16 protein-coding genes and 4 pseudogenes are annotated in these 19,837 nt (G+C 70.8%); 13 read left to right on the top strand and 7 right to left on the bottom strand.

What is annotated here, in order from left to right; genetic code table 11:
• Positions 1–3: 3 nt before the first annotated feature.
• The 9 genes and pseudogenes from RUTHE_RS05455 (at position 4) to RUTHE_RS05420 (ending at position 8,017) form a co-directional block, all read left to right on the top strand.
• A pseudogene (locus RUTHE_RS05455) lies at positions 4–955 on the top strand (metal ABC transporter solute-binding protein, Zn/Mn family).
• Entirely contained in the window at positions 952–1,725 is a 774-nt protein-coding gene (locus RUTHE_RS05450) for a metal ABC transporter ATP-binding protein (protein WP_021097316.1), read from the top strand. Before RUTHE_RS05455 ends, RUTHE_RS05450 begins: the two are co-directional and overlap by 4 nt.
• Entirely contained in the window at positions 1,722–2,777 is a 1,056-nt protein-coding gene (locus RUTHE_RS05445) for a metal ABC transporter permease (protein ID WP_021097315.1), read from the top strand. Before RUTHE_RS05450 ends, RUTHE_RS05445 begins: the two co-directional genes overlap by 4 nt.
• The gene (locus RUTHE_RS05440) at positions 2,777–3,703 is read left to right on the top strand and encodes a metal ABC transporter permease (RefSeq protein WP_021097314.1); all 927 of its coding nucleotides are present in this window, start codon (positions 2,777–2,779) and stop codon (positions 3,701–3,703) included. The genes RUTHE_RS05445 and RUTHE_RS05440 overlap by 1 nt, the downstream gene beginning before the upstream one ends.
• A gap of 67 nt (positions 3,704–3,770) precedes the next feature.
• Entirely contained in the window at positions 3,771–4,271 is a 501-nt protein-coding gene (locus RUTHE_RS05435; RefSeq protein ID WP_021097313.1) for a paraquat-inducible protein A, read from the top strand.
• On the top strand, positions 4,229–4,405 hold the full coding sequence (locus RUTHE_RS18205) for a paraquat-inducible protein A (protein WP_021097312.1): 177 nt from the start codon (positions 4,229–4,231) through the stop codon (positions 4,403–4,405). The genes RUTHE_RS05435 and RUTHE_RS18205 overlap by 43 nt, the downstream gene beginning before the upstream one ends.
• A complete protein-coding gene (locus RUTHE_RS05430) occupies positions 4,378–5,052 on the top strand; it encodes a paraquat-inducible protein A (RefSeq protein ID WP_021097311.1) in 675 nt (224 codons plus the stop codon). Before RUTHE_RS18205 ends, RUTHE_RS05430 begins: the two co-directional genes overlap by 28 nt.
• Positions 5,049–7,445 carry an MlaD family protein gene (locus RUTHE_RS05425; RefSeq protein ID WP_021097310.1) on the top strand — a complete coding sequence of 799 codons (2,397 nt, stop codon included), beginning with the start codon at positions 5,049–5,051 and terminating at the stop codon, positions 7,443–7,445. The genes RUTHE_RS05430 and RUTHE_RS05425 overlap by 4 nt, the downstream gene beginning before the upstream one ends.
• A gap of 5 nt (positions 7,446–7,450) precedes the next feature.
• Positions 7,451–8,017, top strand: coding sequence for a PqiC family protein (locus RUTHE_RS05420; protein WP_021097309.1), 567 nt, complete (start codon positions 7,451–7,453; stop codon positions 8,015–8,017).
• Here RUTHE_RS05420 and RUTHE_RS05415 read toward each other — a convergent pair.
• The 3 genes and pseudogenes from RUTHE_RS05415 to RUTHE_RS18570 form a co-directional block, all read right to left on the bottom strand.
• Positions 8,014–8,724 (bottom strand): histidine utilization transcriptional repressor HutC, encoded by a 711-nt coding sequence (locus tag RUTHE_RS05415; RefSeq protein WP_021097308.1) that lies wholly within the window; start codon positions 8,722–8,724, stop codon positions 8,014–8,016. The two genes, RUTHE_RS05420 and RUTHE_RS05415, sit on opposite strands and share 4 nt — an antisense overlap.
• Positions 8,724–9,956 carry a formimidoylglutamate deiminase gene (locus tag RUTHE_RS05410; RefSeq protein WP_021097307.1) on the bottom strand — a complete coding sequence of 411 codons (1,233 nt, stop codon included), beginning with the start codon at positions 9,954–9,956 and terminating at the stop codon, positions 8,724–8,726. The genes RUTHE_RS05415 and RUTHE_RS05410 overlap by 1 nt, the downstream gene beginning before the upstream one ends.
• A gap of 58 nt (positions 9,957–10,014) precedes the next feature.
• Positions 10,015–10,083 (bottom strand): annotated as a pseudogene (locus tag RUTHE_RS18570) (hypothetical protein); the annotation flags it as partial.
• Between the two features lie 175 nt (positions 10,084–10,258).
• On the opposite strand from RUTHE_RS18570, the pseudogene hutI reads away from it, so the two are divergent.
• The 4 genes and pseudogenes from hutI to RUTHE_RS05390 form a co-directional block, all read left to right on the top strand.
• Positions 10,259–11,394, top strand: a pseudogene (hutI, locus tag RUTHE_RS05405) (imidazolonepropionase); the annotation flags it as partial.
• Entirely contained in the window at positions 11,388–12,884 is a 1,497-nt protein-coding gene (gene hutH, locus RUTHE_RS05400) for a histidine ammonia-lyase (RefSeq protein ID WP_021097304.1), read from the top strand. The pseudogene hutI and the gene hutH, both read left to right, overlap by 7 nt.
• Positions 12,885–12,899: 15 nt before the next feature.
• The gene (gene hutU / locus RUTHE_RS05395; RefSeq protein ID WP_021097303.1) at positions 12,900–14,567 is read left to right on the top strand and encodes a urocanate hydratase; all 1,668 of its coding nucleotides are present in this window, start codon (positions 12,900–12,902) and stop codon (positions 14,565–14,567) included.
• Positions 14,568–14,663: 96 nt separating this feature from the next.
• Positions 14,664–15,323 (top strand): fumarylacetoacetate hydrolase family protein, encoded by a 660-nt coding sequence (locus RUTHE_RS05390; protein ID WP_021097302.1) that lies wholly within the window; start codon positions 14,664–14,666, stop codon positions 15,321–15,323.
• Between the two features lie 170 nt (positions 15,324–15,493).
• Here the strand turns inward: RUTHE_RS05390 and RUTHE_RS05385 are convergent.
• The 4 genes and pseudogenes from RUTHE_RS05385 to RUTHE_RS05370 all read right to left on the bottom strand — a co-directional run bounded on the left by RUTHE_RS05385 (position 15,494) and on the right by RUTHE_RS05370 (position 19,817).
• A pseudogene (locus tag RUTHE_RS05385) lies at positions 15,494–16,556 on the bottom strand (NAD(P)/FAD-dependent oxidoreductase).
• Between the two features lie 78 nt (positions 16,557–16,634).
• Complete coding sequence (locus RUTHE_RS05380; RefSeq protein ID WP_040645338.1) at positions 16,635–17,720, bottom strand: BMP family ABC transporter substrate-binding protein; 1,086 nt, start codon at positions 17,718–17,720, stop codon at positions 16,635–16,637.
• Between the two features lie 48 nt (positions 17,721–17,768).
• Positions 17,769–18,701, bottom strand: coding sequence for an ABC transporter permease (locus tag RUTHE_RS05375; protein WP_021097299.1), 933 nt, complete (start codon positions 18,699–18,701; stop codon positions 17,769–17,771).
• Positions 18,702–19,817 carry an ABC transporter permease gene (locus RUTHE_RS05370; protein ID WP_021097298.1) on the bottom strand — a complete coding sequence of 372 codons (1,116 nt, stop codon included), beginning with the start codon at positions 19,815–19,817 and terminating at the stop codon, positions 18,702–18,704.
• Between the last annotated feature and the right edge of the window lie 20 nt (positions 19,818–19,837).

The raw sequence follows: 19,837 nt of genomic DNA, 5'->3' as shown, positions 1-19,837 counted from the left end.
GACATGCCGTTTCATCTTCGCCGCCGCTCGATTCTCGGCGCGGCTCTTGCCGTGCCCGTCCTCGCCTCGCTGCCGCGTGCACAGGGAATGCCGCAGGTCGTCGCGACCACCGGCATGATCGCCGATACGGCGCGTGTTCTGGCAGGGGGGGGGCGCGGATGTGCGCGGGCTGATGGGGCCCGGCGTCGATCCGCATGCCTACAGGCCCACCCGCAGCGACATCGCCGCCATGCTGGGCGCGGATCTGACGCTCTGGCATGGCCTCTTCCTCGAGGCGCAGATGGAGGAGTTCCTCCTGCAGCTCGCGGCGCGGCGACCCGTCGTCGCCGTGGCCGAGGCCCTGCCGCGCGACCGTCTCCTGGCACATGACGCCTATCCCGACCGCTTCGATCCGCATGTCTGGTTCGATCCCGATCTGTGGTCCCTGGTCGGCGCCGCCATCGCCGATGCACTGGTCGGCGCGGGGGTCGATCCGGCGGGCGAAGGGCTTCCGGCCTGGCAGGCCGAGGCCGCCGCGCTGCACGCCTATTCGGGTGAAGTCCTCTCCTCGGTGCCAGAGGAAGCCCGCGTGCTGGTCACCGCGCATGATGCCTTCCGGTATTTCGGTCGCGCCTACGGATTTCAGGTCGAGGGTCTTCAGGGCATCTCCACCGAATCCGAAGCGGGCGTCGCCCGGATCGAGCAGCTGGTCACGCTGCTGGTGGAGAGGGGCATCCGCGCCGTGTTCGTCGAGACATCGGTCTCCGATCGCGCCCTGCGCGCCCTGATCGAGGGGGCGGCCGCGCGCGGGCATGCGGTCACGATCGGCGGCAGCCTCTATTCCGATGCGATGGGACCCGAAGGCAGCTACGAGGGCACCTGGCTGGGGATGCTCGATCACAATGTCACGACCATCGCGCGTGCGCTGGGCGGACGGGCGCCGGCGGCCGGCCGTCTGGGGAGGCTCTCGACATGAACGCCATCGGCCGTTTCGTGGAAACGCCTCTGGAGGAAAGCCCGCTGGCCATTCGCGGCCTGTCTGCGGGCTATGGCGGCCTGCCCGCGGTTCTTGACGCCGATGTGACCGTGGCGCCGGCCGCGCTGACCGCCATCATCGGGCCGAACGGGGCAGGAAAGTCCACGCTGCTCAAGGCCGTGCTGGGGCTCATCCCGCGGCAGGCGGGGCAGGTCACCTTCTGGGGGATGCCTCTGGTGCAGGCCCGGTCCCGCATTGCCTATGTGCCTCAGCGGGCCTCGGTGGACTGGGGTTTTCCGGTAACGGTCATGGATGTGGCCCTGCAGGGCCTGCATCGCGAGATCGGCCTGCTGCGTCCGATCCGGGCCCATCACCGGGCCCGCGCGCAGCAGGCGCTCGAACGTGTGGGCCTGGCCGAGCTTGCCCATCGCCAGATCGGCGCACTGTCCGGCGGTCAGCAACAGCGGGTCTTCCTCGCCCGGGCGCTGGCGCAGGGGGCGGATCTGTTCCTGCTGGACGAACCCCTGGCCGGCGTGGATGCCGCGACCGAGGATGCCATCCTGGCCGTCCTGCGCGCACTGCGCGACGAAGGCCGGACGGTCGTCGCCGTCCATCATGACCTGTCCACCGTCGCCGCCTGGTTCGACCGGGCGGTGTTGCTCAACCGCCGGGTCCTGGCCGAAGGGCCTGTCGGCCTGGCACTGACGGCACGGACGCTTCAGGGGGCCTATGGCGGGCGCCTTCCGGCCGAGGCCGGCGGGCTACGATGAGCGGCTTTCTCGCGGCGCTGCTGCTCGGGGCCGGCTGGAACGCGATGCTGGTGACGCTGGGCACCGCGCTGCTCGGCCTGGCGGCGGGGGCGGTCGGTACCGTCATGGTGCTGCGCCGCCGCGCGCTCCTCTCCGATGCGATGGCCCATGCGACGCTGCCGGGCCTCGGCGCGGCCTTCCTGCTGATGGCGGCACTGGGCGGAAGCGGGCGGGCGCTGCCGGGCCTCATGGCGGGGGCGGCCCTGACAGCCTTTCTTGCGCTCCTCGCCGTGGAATGGCTCGGGGCCCGCACCCGCATCCCCGAGGATGCCGCCATCGGCGCGACCCTCTCGGTGGCCTTCGGGCTGGGGCTGGTGCTGCTGACGGTGATCCAGGTTGCCGGACTGGGCGAACCGGCGGGCCTTGAATCCTTCCTCCTCGGTTCGACTGCGGGCATGCTGCGCGCCGATGTTCTGGCCATCGCGCTGGGGGCTGCGGCGGCGCTGTCCGCCCTGTGGGTGCTGCGCCGCCCGATGACGCTTCTGGCCTTCGACGAAGGCTTTGCCGCCGCGGCCGGCCTGCCGGTGCGCCTGCTCGATAGGGTGGCAATGACCCTCGTCCTGTTCGTTACCGTGGCCGGGATGCGCGTCGTGGGGCTCGTGCTGATCGTGGCTCTGCTGATCCTGCCGCCGGTGGCGGCGCGGTTCTGGACCGACCGCGCGGGACGGATGACGGTGCTGGCGGGCCTCTTCGGGGCGCTGTCGGGTTGGATCGGCACGGCCCTGTCGGCGGCCGCACCGGACCTTCCGGCCGGTCCGATGGTGGTGCTGGCTGCTGCGACCCTCATGGCGGCCTCGCTGCTTCTGGCGCCAGGGCGGGGGGCTCTCGCCCGGATGCGGGCCGCACGGGCCCGCCAGCCGACACTGGACCGCCGCGAAGGAGAACTGTGGGCGGCGCTGCGCCTTGCGGATCCGGCTTCGCCGCTGATCGAACGGGACGATGGCCACACGGCGCTTTCGGCGTTGCTGCCGCCGGATCGTCTGGCGCGGCTGCTGGCCGGGGGAGAGCGATGATGGATGCCGTTTTCGTGCAGCTCTCGCTGCCGCCTCTCGTGATTGGCGTCTGTGCGGCGGTCGCCTGTGCCCTGCCGGGGAACTTCCTGCTTCTGCGGCGGCAGGCGATGCTGGGCGATGCGGTGGCGCATGTGGTGCTGCCCGGTCTGGTCCTGGCCTTCGTGGTGACCGGCTCGCTGGCGGCGCCGGTGATGATCGGCGGGGCCCTGGGGGCGGCGCTGCTGTCGGTGGCCCTGATCGAGGCGGTCCGCCGCCTGGGCCGTATCGAGCCCGGCGCCGCGATGGGGGCCGTGTTCACCACGCTCTTTGCGATCGGTGTTGTCCTGCTCGAGGTGACGGGCGCGTCGGGCGTCCATCTCGATGTCGAACATGCGCTGATGGGCAATCTGGAATCGCTGATCTGGTTCGATGCAACCGGCTGGGCCTCGCTTCTGGATCCTGCGGCGCTGGCCGGTCTGCCGCCTCAGCTCGGGCGCATGGCGGCCGTGCTGTTCATGGTCATCCTCGTGCTGTGGCTGCTGCGGCGCCCGCTGGCCGTCGCGACCTTCGACGAAGGCTTTGCCCGCGCGACGGGCCAGCGGCCGGGCCTTGTCGGGATGATCCTGGTCGCCCTGTCCGCGGCCGCCGCCGTGACCGCCTTCGAGGCGGTGGGCGCGATCATCGTCATCGCGATGTTCACCGCACCGCCTGCCGCCGCACGCCTGCTGACCGGGCGGCTGTGGACACAGGTCCGCCTCTCGGCGCTCATCGCCGCGATCTCGGCGATCCTGGGCTATGTCCTGGCCGGCCATGGTCCCCTCTGGTTCGGCATCCCGCATGCCGTGAGTGCCGCGGGCATGATTGCCGTGGTGGCGGGGATCATTCTGGCGGGCGCGGCCGCCTTCGGCCCGCATCGGCGGCGAAGCGGCGCTTTCGTCACATCGTGATCCCGGAACGGCTTGGCCTGTTCCGGTGTTCTCTCTAAGGCTTGGGACAGGCAGGCAGGAGACGGGCATGACCCATGGGGGCATCGCGGCAGGGAGGCTGGGGGATCTGATCGCCTGTCCGGAATGCGATGCGCTCTATCGCGCAGTCGATGTGCCATCGGGGGCGCGCGCCACCTGCATCCGCTGTCATGCTGTCCTGATCGCGCCGCGACGGCGGGCGGGCATGACCGTCATCTCGCTGGCGCTGGCTTCGGTCGTTCTGGTGATAGGGGCGCTGTGGTTCCCCTTCCTGCGGATCGACACGCGCGGCTTCCGGCAGGAAGCCTCGCTCTGGGATGTGGCGACAAGCTTCACGGACGGGCTGCTGCTGGTGCTGTCGGTCGTGGTGGCGGCGGGGATCGTGGTGATCCCGCTGCTGCGCGCCGTGCTGACCCTCTACACGCTGACGCCCGTGGTGTTCGACCGTCCCCCTGCCGTTCATGCGCGCTCGGCCTTCGCCTGGCCGAGGCGCTGCGCCCCTGGTCGATGGCCGAGGTCTTTGCCATCGGCTGTGCGGTCAGCCTGGTGAAGATCGCGGATCTGGCGCGGGTCTCGCTGGGCCCGGCCTTCTGGATGTTTGCGGCTCTCGTGGTGATGACGGTGGCCCAGGATCGTCTGGTCTGCCGGTGGTCGGTATGGCGCTCGATCGAGACGGCAGCCTGACCCGGCTCGAGGCGCTCACCGCGCGCGAGGCCGGCCTTGTGGCCTGCCGGCGCTGCCTGTGCGTCTGGCCGCTGGGGACGGAGCGCTGCGGTCGCTGCGGCGCGCGCCTTGTCTCGCGCGATCCGCGGGCGCTGTCGCGGGTCTGGGCGTGGTGGGTGGCAGGGGTCATGGCCTATGTCCCCGCCAACACCTATCCGATGCTGCGCATGCGGACGCTTCTGCATTCCGAGGAGCAGACCATCATCGGCGGCGCCATCGAGCTGTTCCGTCTTGGCAGCCCCGGCATTGCCCTCATCATCCTGCTGGCCAGCGTCGGCATCCCGCTGGCCAAGTTCCTGTGCATCGCCTTCCTGGCGCTGTCGGTGCGGCATGGGTCGCGCATCCGGGCCCGGACGCGGATGCGCATGTACGAGATCGTGGACTATATCGGCCGCTGGTCCATGATCGATGTGTTCGTGGTTGCGATCCTCGCCAGTCTCGTGCAACTCGGCATGGTGGCGACCATCAATCCCGGCCCTGCCGCTCTTGCCTTTGCCCTTTCGGTGATCTTCACGATGCTGTCCGCCCAAGCCTTCGACCCGCGCCTGATCTGGGACGGGATCGAAACCGCCGTCGTCCGCGAAGCAGCAGAGGCCGAACGCGCATGACGGATTCCGTTCCGCCCGTCCCGGTGCAGCCCGGCCGCCGCAGCCTGTGGCAGAGGGCGTCCGTCGTCTGGCTGGTGCCGCTGGCGGCGCTGGTCATTGCGCTGGGCGTGGCCTGGAACAGCTATGCCAGCCGCGGCCCCCTCATCCGCATCGTCTTTGACGAGGCCGCGGGCGTCATCCCGCGCGAGACGGAACTGCGCTATCGCGACGTGACGGTGGGTCTTGTGGAACGGGTCCAGTTCACCCCCGATCTCGACCGCGTCATCGTCTCGGTTCGCATCGATCCGGAGATTGCCCCCTTCGTGGACGAGGATGCCGCCTTTTGGGTCGTCAGGCCGGTCATCAGCACCCAGGGCATCTCCGGCCTCGAAACGGTTCTGTCCGGCGTGTTCATCGAAGGCGTCTGGGACGACAGGCCGGGCGAGATGCTCGATCTCTATCAGGGCCGCGCCTCCGAACCCCTGCTGCGTGCGGGCCAGCAGGGGCTGGTCTTCACCCTGCGGGCCTCGGACGGGCTTCTCACCTCCTCGGTGGCCCTGCTCTACAAGGGGGTGGAGGTCGGCCGCGTGGGCGAACCCCGCGTCTCCGAGGACGGCCTGACGGTCGAGGCCGAAGCCGTCGTCTATGCCCCCTACGAAAACCTGGTGCGCAGCAACACGCGCTTCTGGGATGCCTCGGGCTTCAGCGTCCGCCTGGGGACGGCCGGGGCGCAGGTGGACTTCGCCTCGCTCGCCTCGCTCATCATCGGCGGCATCGCCTTCGATACCTTCGGCGCCGGGGGCGAGCCCGCCCAGCCCGGTTCCGTCTTCACCGTCTATTACGACGAATCTGCCGCCCGCGATTCGCTGCTGGCAGAACCCGATGGCCTCGTGGTGACGCTCCAGGCCGTGTTCGAGGGGAATGCCAGCGGCCTGTCCGTCGGCTCTCCCGTGGAAATCGACGGCCTGCGCATCGGCGAGGTGACGGCGCTTTCGGGCATGGTGGACGAGGCGCGCTTTGGCGATCCGAACCTGCGGCACCAGGTCGTCCTGTCCCTGCGGCCGTCGCGTCTCGGCCTCCATGGGAACGAGAGGGAGGCGCTGGACTGGCTCGCCGGCCGTGTCGCCGAAGGCCTGCGGGCCCGTCTGGCCACCGGCAATCTCCTGACGGGAAGCCTGAAGGTCCAGCTGGTGACCGTGGCCGATGCCACGCCGGCCATGCTTGACCTTCAGGCCCGTCCCTATCCCCTGATCCCGGCGACGGACAGCGCCATCGCCGATGTGGCCACGACCGCGCAGGACACGCTCGCCCGGATCGATGCCCTTCCCATCGAGCAGCTGATGACCAGCGCCATTGGCTTTCTCGACAATGCCTCCATGCTGGTCGGCTCGGCCGAGACGCAGGCCATTCCCGGCGATCTGCGGGCGATCCTGGCGGATATCCGCGGCCTGACGGCTTCGCCGCAGATGCAGGCCCTGCCGCAGGACATCGCCGCTGCCCTCGACGATCTGGGGGCGGCCGCCCGGCAGGCCCGTGCCGTTCTGGCCCAGCTCGACGAGGCCGGCACCGCCCGACAGCTCACCGATACGCTGGCTGCCGCACAGGAGGCGACCGATGCGCTGGCCGCTGCCGCAGAGGGCGTGCCCCCCCTGATCGAGCGCCTGACCGCCCTCGCCGAACGGATCGAGGCTCTCGATGTCGAAACGCTGCTGACCGAGACGACGGGGCTGGCGGGCGATGCGCGCAGGCTTCTCGCCGATCCGGCGCTGCAGGGCCTGCCAGGCCGGCTCGACGGTCTGGGGGCCGAGGCCCAGGCGACCCTGGCCGAGGCACGCGCGGCGATCGGGGATCTGCGCGCCGCGCTGGACAGTCTGGATGCCGAGGCCCTCGCGGCCCGGCTCGATGCGACGCTGGCCTCCGCCCAGACGGCGGCCGCCTCGGTCGAACAGGCGACACAGGGCCTTCCCGCGATCGCCGAACGGCTCGATTCGCTGGCGGCGCGGGCGGATGCCCTGCCGCTCGAAGCCATGGTGGAAGAGATCCGCGCGCTGGCCGCCTCGGCCGATGCACTGCTCTCCGCACCCCAGACGCAGGCCCTGCCGGGCGACATCTCTGCCGCGCTGGCCGAGGCGGAGGCCCTGCTGCGCGAGGCGCGCGAAGGCGGCGTGATCGCCAATGCCAATGCCGCGCTTCTGTCCCTGCGGACAGCGGCCGACCGGCTTCCCGGCCTTGTGGACCGGGCCGGTCTGTTCATCGACCAGGCCGGGGTGGCTGTCGGCGGTCTTTCGGAGACCTCCGTCCTCGTGCGCGAGGCGCAGACCGCCATCCGCGAGGTGTCCGCTGCGGCCGAAGCCGTGGCCCGCCTTGCCCGCACCATCGAACGCAACCCGAACGCTCTCATCTTCGGACGGTGACGACCATGACGCTCCGCCTGCTCTGCCTTGCCGCGCTGGTTCTGCCCGTCGCCTGCGCACCCGCGCCGCTGCGCGTTGCCGTCCCGCCGGTGACCGTGGCCGAACGCATTCCCTCTGCCTTTGCCACCGTGGAGCTGCTCGATGTCTCGCTGCCGGCCTATGCCGAGACGGACGACATCTTCGTCCAGGACGAGGGCGGCGCCCTCCGGCGGCTCGGGCGGACGCGCTGGGCCGACGAACCGGCCCGCGCCTTCACGCTTGATCTGGCGCAGGCTCTGGCCGATCTGACCGGCGCCCGCGTCGCGCCCGAGCCGTGGCCCTTCGAGGACCGGGCGGCTGCCCGTGTGGATGTGCGCCTGTCCGAGGCGGTGGCCGATCGCGCCCGCGGGGAATATGTGCTGCGCGGGCAGATCTTCGTCGCCGCGCAGGATGGCACGGGCCGTGACCGCGCAGGCGCCTTCCGCATCGCCGTGCCGCTGCCGCCCGATCCCGGCCCCGCCGCCATTGCCGCCGCCAGGGCCGGGGCGACCCTGATGCTGGCACAGGAGATTGCCGCCAAAGGTCTGCGCTAGCCGGGGGTCGAGCGGATCCGGTGCCCCGGCGCGTGGCTGAGGCGCAGCAGCGTCACGCCGCGACCCTCCTGCCGTGTGATGCGTTCGACGACCAGGATCGCCTCTCCGTCCTCGCACTCCAGCATGGCGGCCACGCGCCCTGTTGCCCTCTCGGCCGAGACTGACACCTCGACCGAGGAACAGGGGACATGGGTGACAAGCCATTCATTCGCGCTCTGTGCGGCGAAGTCGGCCTCGAAGACACCGGGGGCGGTCTCGGGGCTGATCCAGCGCTCCTCATGCGCCCAGGGGCGGCCGTCGGCCAGATGCAGCGCCTCGAGCCGGAGCACCCGCGGAACCCCCCGCATGCCAAGCTGCAGCGCCAGCAGGCCCGGCGTCGCCGTCACTTCGCGGTCGAGCAGGCGATAGCCATAGCGGTGCCCGGCGGCCTCCACCTCGTCGCGCATCAGGGGGATGGCCAGGGTCGCGCGATGGACAGGCCGTTCGGCCACCCGCGTGCCGGCCTTGCGCCGGCGGTCCAGCCAGCCTTCCTCGGCCAGGGCGCGCAGGGCGCGGTTGACGGTGGAGCGGGAGACGCCGAATTCCCGCGCCAGCTCGGCCTCCGGGGGGATGATCGCACCGGGGGGCCAGATCCGGGCTGCCAGCCGGGCGCGGGCCAGCGCCGCCACATCCTGCCAGCCGAGGGCGCCTGTCGCATCCGCCGCCATCACAGTGCCTCCCGCAGCCCGCGCACCGCCTTGCGCCAGGCGGCCACGATCCGGTTTCGCGCGACATGCCGGCCTTCGCGGACCACGGGCCGCCCGGCCGACCAGACAGCCTGCACCATCCCCGAGTCGCCGGCAAAGGCGAAGGCATCCAGCACGGTGTCTCCGGTCAACCCCTCGAGATCGGGATGCCCCCCGTCAAGGGCCACGAGATCCGCCCACAGATCCGGCGCGATGGCTCCGGCCGGCCGTCCCGCCGCCTGGGCGCCGCCGCGGCAGGCAGCCTCCCACAGCCGCCGTCCGGTGGACAGGGCAGGGGTGGCCAGCGCCGCCCGGCTGTGGTCGCGCAGCCGCTGCGAGGTCTCGAGCTGGCGCATCTCCTCGGCCAGGCTGATGCGGATGCAGGAATCGGAGCCCAGCCCCGCCCGTCCCCCGGCACCGAACCAGCGCACCCCGTCGAAGATCCCGTCGCCCAGGCTGGCCTCGGTCAGGGGGCACAGGCCGGCGACCGCCCCTGTCGCCGCCAGGCGCAGCGTCTCGTCGGGTTTCATCTGGGTGCAGTGGATCAGGCACCATCCTTCGTCCACGGCGAAGCGATCGAGCAGCCACTCCACGGGCCGTGCCCCCGTCGCCGCGCATATCGCCTCCACTTCGGCGACCGTCTCGGCCAGATGCATGTGGACCGGCCCCGTCTCTCCGGCCAGAATCGTCCGCAACCCCTCTTCCGAGACGGCGCGCAGCGAATGGGGGGCCGTTCCCAGCACCGCATCGGGCAGGTCGTGCAACGGCGCGGCACTGTCGCCGCGAAGGCGCAGGAAGGCGTCCGGGTCGGTCCCGAAGCGCCGCTGACCGCCCTCCAGCGGGCGACGGTCCGGGCCGCCATGCTGGTAATGCACCGGCAGAAGCGTGAGCCCGATTCCGGCCGTTCCGGCGGCGGCGGCGATCCGCCGGGCCATCTCGGCCGGGCTGTCATAGGGTCGGCCATCGGGCTGATGATGCAGGTAGTGGAACTCGCAGACTGCAGCCCAGCCCGCTTCCAGCATCTCCATGTAGGCCAGGGCGGCGATCGCCTCGAGCTGGTCGGGCGTCAGCCGCTCCAGGAAGCGGAACATCAGCCGCCGCCATGTCCAGAAACTGTCGGCCCCGTCCGGGCCGCGGCGCTCGGTCAGGCCGGCCATGGCGCGCTGGAAGGCATGACAGTGCAGGTTCACGGGCGCCGGAAGCAGCACATCCACCCGCTCTCCCGTCGGGGGCCGCGTCGGGGGTGACGGCGGCGATGCGCCCGTCCTCGATGCTCACCCGCACCGCGCGCGCCCAGCCCGAAGGCAGAAGCGCCTGCTCCGCATGGATGATCGCCGCCATCGGCTTCTCCCTTGACGCGATAATATGTCTAGACATAATGACGGCATCGCTCCGGCTGAGCAAGGGTCCGGTCAGGGCAGGAGAGAGGAAGACTGCGGTGATCCTTCAGGACCTTGCCCTTGCTGCCATGGATCCGGCGATGCCTGCGCTGCTCGGGCCCGAGGCGGGTTGGGTCATCGGTATCCGCGGCGATCGCATCGCCTATGTCGGGCCGCAGCGCGATGCCCCGGCCGAGCTCTACGACGAACCGCCCGTCTCGCTGGAGGGGCGGCTGGTGACACCCGCCCTGATCGACTGCCATACCCATCTGGTCCATGGCGGGCACCGTGCGGGCGAATGGGAATCGCGCCTCGCCGGCGCCAGCTACGAGGAGGTGGCCAGGGCAGGGGGCGGCATCCTCTCCAGTGTCCGCGCCACCCGGGCCGCCAGCGCAGAGGGGCTGTTCGACGCCGCTCTGCCGCGGCTCGATGCGCTGCTGGCCGATGGCACGGGAACGGTGGAGATCAAGTCCGGCTACGGTCTCGACCGTGAGACCGAGCTGGCCATGCTCCGCGCCGCCCGCCGCCTCGGGCAGGAGAGGGAGGCCACCATCGTCACGACCTTCCTGGGGGCCCATGCCGTGCCGCCGCCCTATCGGGGGATGTCGGGCGGCGCCCGCCGCTATCTGGAGGAGGTGGCCATCCCTGCGCTGCGCGCCGCCCATGCCGAAGGGCTGGTCGATGCCGTGGATGCCTTCTGCGAAGGCATCGCCTTCACTCCTGACGAGGTTGCCCTGCTCTTCGACGAGGCCGCGCGCCTGAAGCTCCCTGTCAGGCTCCATGCCGAGCAGCTCTCGCATTCGGGCGGGGCCCGTCTGGCAGCCGCGCGGGGGGGCTCTCTCGGCCGACCATCTCGAATACGCGACCGAGGAGGACGCCCGCGCGATGGCCCGCGCCGGGACCGTGGCCGTCCTGTTGCCCGGCGCCTTCTATGCCCTGAGGGAGACGAGGATGCCCCCCCGTCCAGGCCTTCCGCGAGGCGGGTCTGCGCATGGCCGTGGCGACCGATGCCAATCCCGGCAGCTCGCCGCTGCTGTCGCTCCGGCTGGCGATGAACATGGCCTGCACCCTGTTCGGTCTGACGGTGCGCGAGGCCTGGATCGGCGCGACCGTCCATGCCGCCGCCGCCCTCGGCCTTGCCGACCGGGGGCGGGTGGCGCAGGGCCTGCGCGCCGATCTCGCGCTGTGGAATGCCGAGACGCCGGCGCAGGTGATCCAGTGGATGGGACGCGGCCCCCTCTGGCGCCGCATGATCGGAGGCCGATGGTGCTGACCCTGACTCCCGGCGCAACGCCGCTTGCCGATCTCGAACGCCTCTGGCGCAAGGACATGCCCGCGCGACTTCACGACGGGGCCCGCAGCGCCGTCGCGGCTTCGGCGGCGCGGGTCGAACAGGCGGCGCAGGGCAGGGCGGCGATCTATGGCGTCAATACCGGCTTCGGCAAGCTCGCCTCGGTTCGCATCGCGCCGGGGGATACGGCGACGCTCCAGCGCAACCTGATCCTGTCGCATTGCGCGGGGGTCGGGGCCCCGCTCGATGCCGCCACCACGCGGCTGATGATGGCGCTGAAGCTGCTCTCGCTCGGTCGCGGTGCCTCGGGCGTGCGGCCCGAAACGGTCGCCCTGCTCGAGGCGATGCTGGCCCGGGGCGTCGTGCCGCGCATTCCCCTCCAGGGTTCGGTGGGGGCATCCGGCGATCTCGCACCCCTGGCCCATATGACTGCCGTCATGATCGGCGAGGGTGAGACGCTCGACGGCACGCCGGGGGCCGAGGCGCTGGCCCGCGCCGGGCTGCAACCGCTCGTGCTCGGGCCCAAGGAGGGCCTCGCGCTGATCAACGGCACCCAGTTCTCGACCGCCTGCGCGCTGGCGGGACTGTGGCGGGCGGAACGGCTGCTGATGGGTTCGGTCGTCACCTCCTGCCTGTCGACGGATGCGATCATGGGGTCCGATTCGCCGCTCGATCCCGCGATCCATGCGCTGCGCGGCCATCCCGGCCAGATCCGCGTGGCCGCCCTGATGCGCGAACTGATGACCGGATCGGAGATCCGCGAAAGCCACCGCGAAGGCGACCGCCGCGTGCAGGATCCCTACTGCATCCGCTGTCAGCCGCAGGTGACGGGCGCCTGCCTCGACCTGCTCGCCTTTGCGGCCCGCACGCTCGAGACCGAGGCCAACGCCGTCACCGACAATCCCCTCGTTCTGGAGGGCGCCATCGTCTCGGGCGGCAACTTCCATGCCGAGCCGGTGGCCTTTGCCGCCGATCAGATCGCGCTGGCCATGGCCGAGATCGGCGCCATCGCCCAGCGCCGGGTGGCCCTGATGGTGGATCCCACCCTCAGCTTCGACCTGCCGCCCTTCCTGACGCCCGATCCCGGCCTGAACAGCGGCTTCATGATCGCCGAGGTCACGACCGCCGCCCTGATGAGCGAGAACAAGCATCTCGCCCATCCCTGCAGCATCGATTCCACCCCCACTTCCGCCAATCAGGAGGATCACGTGTCGATGGCGGCCCATGGGGCGGTGCGCCTCGGGCGGATGGCGGACAACCTTGCCGTGATCCTCGGGGTCGAGGCGCTCTGCGCCGCCCAGGGGATCGGGTTCCGCGCACCCCTGCGCACCTCTCCCCGCCTTGCCCGCGTGGTCGAGGCGATCCGCGCTGCCGTCCCCCCACTCGGCGCGGACCGCCCGATGGCCCCCGACATGGAAGCCGCCGCCGCGCTTGTCGCCTCGGGCGCGCTGGCCCGCGCCGCCGGCCTCTGACCGAAGGAGCCCCCGATGTTCGACCGCACCAATGCCCGCCGCGTCATCCCCCCCACCGGACCGGAGCGGAGCTGCAAGAGCTGGGCCGCCGAGGCCGCGATGCGGATGCTGATGAACAATCTCCATCCCGATGTGGCCGAGAACCCGGAAGAGCTGGTCGTCTATGGCGGCATCGGCCGGGCGGCCCGCTCATGGCAGGATTTCGACCGCATCGTCGGCGCGCTGCGCGATCTCGAACCGGACGAGACGCTGCTCATCCAGTCGGGCAAGCCCGTGGGCGTGTTCCGCACCCATGCCGATGCGCCGCGGGTGCTGATCGCCAACTCCAATCTGGTGCCCCGCTGGGCGACATGGGAACACTTTGCCGAACTCGACCGCAAGGGCCTGATGATGTATGGCCAGATGACCGCGGGAAGCTGGATCTACATCGGCACCCAGGGCATCGTTCAGGGCACCTACGAGACCTTTGCCGAACTCGGACGGCAGCATTACGGCGGCGATCTGAGCGGGCGCTGGATCCTGACCGGGGGTCTGGGCGGCATGGGCGGGGCCCAGCCGCTCGCCGCCGTGATGGCCGGGGCCTGCTGCCTTGCCGTGGAGGTGGACGAATCGCGCATCGACTCCCGCCTGCGCACCCGCTACCTCGATGCCAAGGCCCGCACGCTCGATGAGGCCCTGGCCCTGATCCGGGACTGGACCGCCCGGGGCGAGGCCCGCTCCGTCGGCCTTCTGGGCAATGCGGCCGAGGTGTTCCCCGAGCTGCTGCGCCGCGGCATCCGCCCCGATATCGTGACGGATCAGACCTCGGCCCATGATCCGGTGCATGGCTACTGCCCTGCCGGCTGGAGCCCGGCCGAATGGCATGCCCGTCAGGAGACGGACCCCGATTCCGTCGCCCGTGCCGCCCGCGCCTCCATGCGCCGGCAGGTCGAGGCGATGGTCGCCTTCCACGATGCCGGCGTGCCGGTGGTGGATTACGGCAACAACATCCGCCAGATGGCCCAGGACGAAGGCTTCGGCCGGGCTTTCGCCTTTCCTGGCTTCGTGCCCGCCTGCATCCGTCCGCTGTTCTGCCGCGGCATCGGGCCCTTCCGCTGGGCGGCCCTCTCGGGCGACCCGGCGGATATCCACGCCACCGATGCCGCGATGAAGCGGCTCTTCCCCGACAACCGCCATCTCCATCGCTGGCTCGACATGGCGGGCGAACGCATCGCCTTCCAGGGCCTGCCCGCGCGCATCTGCTGGATCGGCCTCGGCGAACGGCACCGTGCCGGCCTCATGTTCAACGAGATGGTAGCCCGCGGCGAACTCAAGGCCCCCATCGTCATCGGCCGCGATCATCTCGATTCCGGCTCGGTCGCCAGCCCCAACCGCGAGACCGAGGCCATGGCCGACGGTTCGGATGCGGTGTCGGACTGGCCGCTGCTGAACGCGCTCCTCAACACGGCCTCCGGCGCCAGCTGGGTCTCGATCCATCACGGCGGCGGCGTCGGCATGGGCTATTCCCAGCATGCCGGCATGGTGATCGTCGCCGACGGCACGTCCGAGGCGGCGCGCCGGCTCGAACGGGTCCTCTGGAACGATCCGGCCACCGGTGTCATGCGCCATGCCGATGCCGGCTACGAGATGGCACGCGACTGCGCGAGGCGGATGGGGCTGAAGCTGCCGGGGATCCTCGGCTGAGACACGCGGGGGGGGCGCGCGCCCCGGGATCCCGCGGGGGATTTGCGCCGCAAAGAAGGCGCTTGCGCCCATCCTCGCACGGGGCAGGCTGGTGCCATGATTCCCCTCTTCTCCCCCCGCCCCGAGCCCCTCATCCCCATCCATGGCCGCGACGAGGGCTTCCCCGTCGCCCGTGTTTTCTGCGTCGGCCGCAACTACGCCGCCCATGCGGCCGAGATGGGCAGCAGCGTGGACCGCGACGCGCCCGTCTGGTTCACCAAGACTCCCGCCCATCTGCTGCCTCCCGGCGCTCCCCTGCCTTACCCGCCCGGCACGGCCGATCTCCACCACGAGGTGGAGCTGGTCCTGGCCCTCGGGCCGGGCGGGCGGCTCTGGGGATTTGCCGTCGGCCTCGACATGACGCGCCGCGATCTCCAGACCGCCGCCAAGGCCGAAGGCAAGCCCTGGGACAGCGCCAAGGACTGGGAGGGCGCGGCGATCGTCGGCCCCCTGGCCGCGGGGCGCCCCGCGCCCGATGCCATCCTCTCGCTCGCCGTCAATGGCAAGAGGCGCCAGCGCGCCCCGCTGGCGGAGATGGTCCACGGCATCGATGATCTCCTGCGCCATCTTGCGGCTCTCTGGACGCCCATGCGGGGGAGTCTGATCTTCACCGGCACACCGGCGGGTGTCGGCCCTGTCCGCCCGGGAGACCGTCTCGAGGCGCATCTCGACGGCGCCCCGCCCCTCGCCGTCACGGTGGCCGATCCGTCAGGATAAGGCCGGATCGGGGGTGTTGCGCGAAGGGCCCCCAGAGCGCGCGATGCCGCAGGATCCTGTTAACCTTTCCGCGGCAACCTGCCGGCATGAGACCGAATCGCGCCCAAGTTCCTGCAATCTGCCAGCCCCTTTGGGGGAGGGCACCCCGTACCCCGCCCGCGCCCTGTGGCTCAGCGGAAGCGGGCGGGGCTCAGCGCGGCCGCGATCCCGGCCTCAAGGCCCGCACCCTCGCCGCCCGCCGTCTCGGCCAGAAGGCGGCTTGCCGCGCAGGCGGTCTGGAAGCCGTAGCCCCCCTGACCGGCACACCACAGGAAGGCCGGCTCCAGAGGATCGGGCCCGATCACCAGCCGCCTGTCGGGGGCAAAGCTCCGCAGCCCCGCCCAGGAGGCCAGAAGCCGCGTGACTTCCATCGCGGCATGGGCCTCGAAGCGGGCCAGGCCCTCGGCCAGCACCATGTCGTCCGCCCAGGCGTCGTGCGGCTCCATGGGGTCCTCGTCGCAGGGCGACACGATCAGGGCGCCGGCATCGGGCTTCATGTACCAGCTTTCGCCCGCGCCCTCGACCATGGGCCAGGCCGAAGGGTCCATGGGGGCAGGGATGCGCGCCATGCTGCGGCGCAGGGGGCGCAGGCCGATCGGGGGCAGCCCGGCCATCGCGGCCACCCGGTCGGCCCAGGCGCCTGCCGCATTCACGAGGCGCCCGCCAGAGAAGGCGCCCTTCGGCGTTTCGACGCGCCAGCCTTCGCCTGTCCGCCGGATTGCCGTCACGGGGGCTCCGGTGACGATCTCCGCTCCGGCGGCGCGGGCCTCGCGCAGGAATCCCTGAAGCAGCCTGTCGGTATCGAGATCGAGCGTCTCGTCCGAGAAGGCTGCCCGCACCACCCCGTCCCCGAGGATCGGCCACAGCGCCCGTGCCCGCTCGAGCGGGATTTCCTCGAGGCCAAGCTGATCGCGCTCGGCCTCGAAGGCGGCCTGTTCCGGCTCTGCGGTCACCAGCAGCAGCCCGCGCGGCGACAGCACGTTCCGGGCTTCCAGCTCGGGGCCGCGAGGCGCGGTTGAGGGCCACGGTCTCGGCCTCTCCGTAACCCTGAAGGAAGACGGCTGCCGAACGGGCCGAGGCATGATGCCCCAGGATGGCTTCGGCCTCGAGAAGGAGCACCCTGCCCAGCGTTGCCAGCCTTGCGGCAGCCGAGATGCCGGCGATGCCGCCGCCTGTCACGATGAAATCGGCCATGCGCATTCCTCAACGAAACGGGCGGGCTCTGGGCCCGCCCGGATGCGGGACCGCCGGGGCGGCCCCAGGGTCCGGTCTTCAGGAGGGGATCTGGCCCTGCATGCCCTCGACGTAGAAGTTCATCGAGACCAGTTCCTCGTCGGTGGCCACCTGCCCTTCGGCCAGCCAGGGCGTGCCGTCCTGCTTGTTCAGGGGGCCGGTGAAGGGGTGGTATTCCCCGGCGGCGATGGCATCGCGCAGGGCTTCGGCCTCGGCCCGGACTTCGTCGGGAACGGCTTCCGTGATCTCGCCGATGACCACCTCGCCATCGCCGATTCCGCCCCAGGTATGGGTCGAGGTCCAGGTGCCGTCCAGCACCGCCTGAACCCGCTTGATGTAGTAGGGGGCCCAGTTGTCGATGATCGAGGCGATGCGCGGGACGGGCTTGAACTCGGCCATGTCCGAGGCCTGCCCGAAGGTGAAGACATTGCCGGCGGCCTGTGCCGCGGCCTGCGGGGCGGTGGAGTCGGTGTGTTGCATGATGACGTCCACGCCCTGTTCGATCATGGCCTGTGCGGCATCGGCCTCCTTGGCCGGGTCGAACCAGGTGTAGGCCCAGATGACGACCATCTCGACATCCGGGTTCACCTTGCGGGCATGGATGAAGGCGCTGTTGATGCCCTGGATGACTTCCGGGATCGGGTAGGAGGCGATGTAGCCGATCTTGTTGGTCTTCGTCATGCGCCCGGCAATGGTGCCGATCACGGCGCGCCCCTCGTAGAAGCGGGCATCGTAGGTGGCCAGGTTGTCGAGCCGCTTGTAGCCCGTCGCATGTTCGAACTTCACGTCGGGGAACTTCTCGGCGACGGCCACGGTGGCATCCATGAAGCCGAAGGAGGTGGTGAAGATCAGCTTGCAACCTGCCAGCACCATCTGCGTGATGGCCCGTTCGGCATCGGCACCCTCGGGGACGCTTTCCTGATAGAGCGTCTCGACGCGGTCGCCGAACTCGGCCTCGACGGCGAGCCGTCCCTGGTCGTGCTGGTAGGTCCAGCCGCCATCGCCGATCGGTCCGACATAGATGAAGCCGACCTTGAGCGGCTCTTCCTGGGCGCGCAGCGGCAGGCCCAGCGTGGCCAGCGTCGCGCCGGCGGCTCCGGTGGTCATCAGGTTGCGTCTGGTGATCATGGTCGTCCCCCTGTTGGTGATGGGTGGCATGTCGGCCCCGCGGGGTTACCGCGCGGCATGGAAGGGTTGGCCGAGCGAACCCGGCGCGGCCAGAGCCGCCCGGCCCCGGCCCGAGGAGATGAGCACGAGCACGAGGATCGTCACGACATAGGGCGCCATGGAGAGCACCTCGACCGGGATCGGCACGCGCGCTGCCTGAAGATTGAGCTGCAGGACGGAGATGCCGCCGAACAGCCAGGCACCCAGCAGCAGCCGCCATGGCCGCCAGGAGGCGAAGACCACGATCGCCAGTGCGATCCAGCCGGCGCCGGCGGTCACGCCCTGGGTCCATTGCGGCACCCGCACGAGCGAGAGATAGGCCCCGCCCAGGCCCGCCAGGGCGCCGCCGAACAGCACCGCGCCCAGCCGGATGAGCTGCACCTTGTAGCCCAGGGCATGGGCGGCGTCGTGATTCTCGCCCACGGCACGCAGGCGCAGACCGGCGCGGGTGCGATGGAGGAACCACCACACCCCGGCGACAAGCCCGAGGCCCAGATAGACCACGGCGTCATGGCGGAACAGGATGGGTCCGAGGATGGGCAGATCGCCCAGCACCGGCAGGTCGAGCCGGGCGAAGACGGGCGCGCGCACGCCGACATAGGCCTGTCCCACCAGCGCCGCGAGGCCGATCCCGAACAGCGTCAGGGCAAGGCCCGTCGCCACCTGATTGGAGCGCAGCCACAGCACGAGCACGGCAAAGAGCAGGGACAGCGCGGCCCCGCCTGCCGCCGCGCCGACAAAGCCGATCCAGGGACTGCCCGTCGCGACGGCCACGGCAAAGCCGGTGATGGCCCCCGTGATCATCATCCCTTCGACGCCCAGGTTGAGCACCCCGGATCGCTCGGCCACGAGCTCGCCCAGGGCGGCGAGGAGGATGGGGGTCGAGGCCACCATCAGCGAGGCCAGAAGCAGCACGGGCGAGATGCCGGACAGGTTCATTCAGCGGGCTCCCTCGGCGGCGGCGGAAGACGGCTCCGGGGCCGGGCGCCCTTTCAGACGCAGCCGGTAGGTGGTGAGCACATCCATCGCCAGCAGGAAGAACAGCAGCATCCCCTGGAAGAGCTGGATGGCTGCGGCCGGCAGGCCGAGCTGGAGCTGGGCCATCTCCCCGCCGATATAGGTCAGGGCCATCAGCAGCCCGGCAGCCAGGATGCCCAGGGGATGCAGGCGGCCAAGAAAGGCCACGATGATCGCCGTGAAGCCGTAGCCCACGGCAAAGTCGATGCTGATCTGCCCGGCCGGCCCTGTCACCTCGAACAATCCCGCCATTCCGGCAAGGGCACCGGACAGGCCCATGCAGCCGATCACGAGATGCGAAGGCGAGATGCCGGCAAAGGCCGCGGCGCGCGGGCTCTGCCCGGCCAGTCGCACGGCAAAGCCGAAGACATGCCGCGCGAACAGCCCGTAGGCGGCGCAGACTGCCACAAGGGCGGCGACCGCGCCCCAGTGCAGCCCGGTGCCGGGGATCAGTTCGAGATTGGCCGAGGAAGCCCATTGCCGCAGGTTGCGCGAACCGGGAAAACCCAGCCCCTCGGGGTTCCGCAGCGGTCCCAGCGCCGCCCATGCGAGAAGATTGGAGGCGACATAGACCAGCATCAGCGAGACGAGGATCTCATTGGTGCCGAAGCGGACCCGCAGCAGGGCCGGGATCATCGCCCAGACCAGTCCGCCCAGCGCGCCGGCCAGCACCATCAGTGGAAAGATCAGGCGCGATTCGGCCGGGTAGAAGGCCAGTCCGACGGCGGCCCCCGTCAGGGCGCCGAGGATGTATTGCCCCTCGGCCCCGATGTTCCAGATGCCTGCCCGGAACCCGAAGGCCAGGCCGGTGGCGATCAGGATGAGCGGCGCCGCCTTGATCAGGAGCTGTGGCCGGGTGAACCCCGCAAAGGGGCCGAACAGGGGATCCCAGAAGATCGTCCGGATCGCCGTCAGGGGATCCTTGCCCAGTGCCGCGAACAGCAATCCCCCCGCGATCATGGTCATCAGCACCGCCAGCGGGGGCGTGGCCCAGGTCCAGAGGCGCGACGGGGCAGGGCGACGCTCAAGGATGATCATGGCCGGCCCCCCTGCCATGG

This window comes from Rubellimicrobium thermophilum DSM 16684, from assembly GCF_000442315.1.
GTDB lineage: Bacteria > Pseudomonadota > Alphaproteobacteria > Rhodobacterales > Rhodobacteraceae > Rubellimicrobium > Rubellimicrobium thermophilum.
This window is presented reverse-complemented; position numbering and strand designations above follow the sequence as displayed.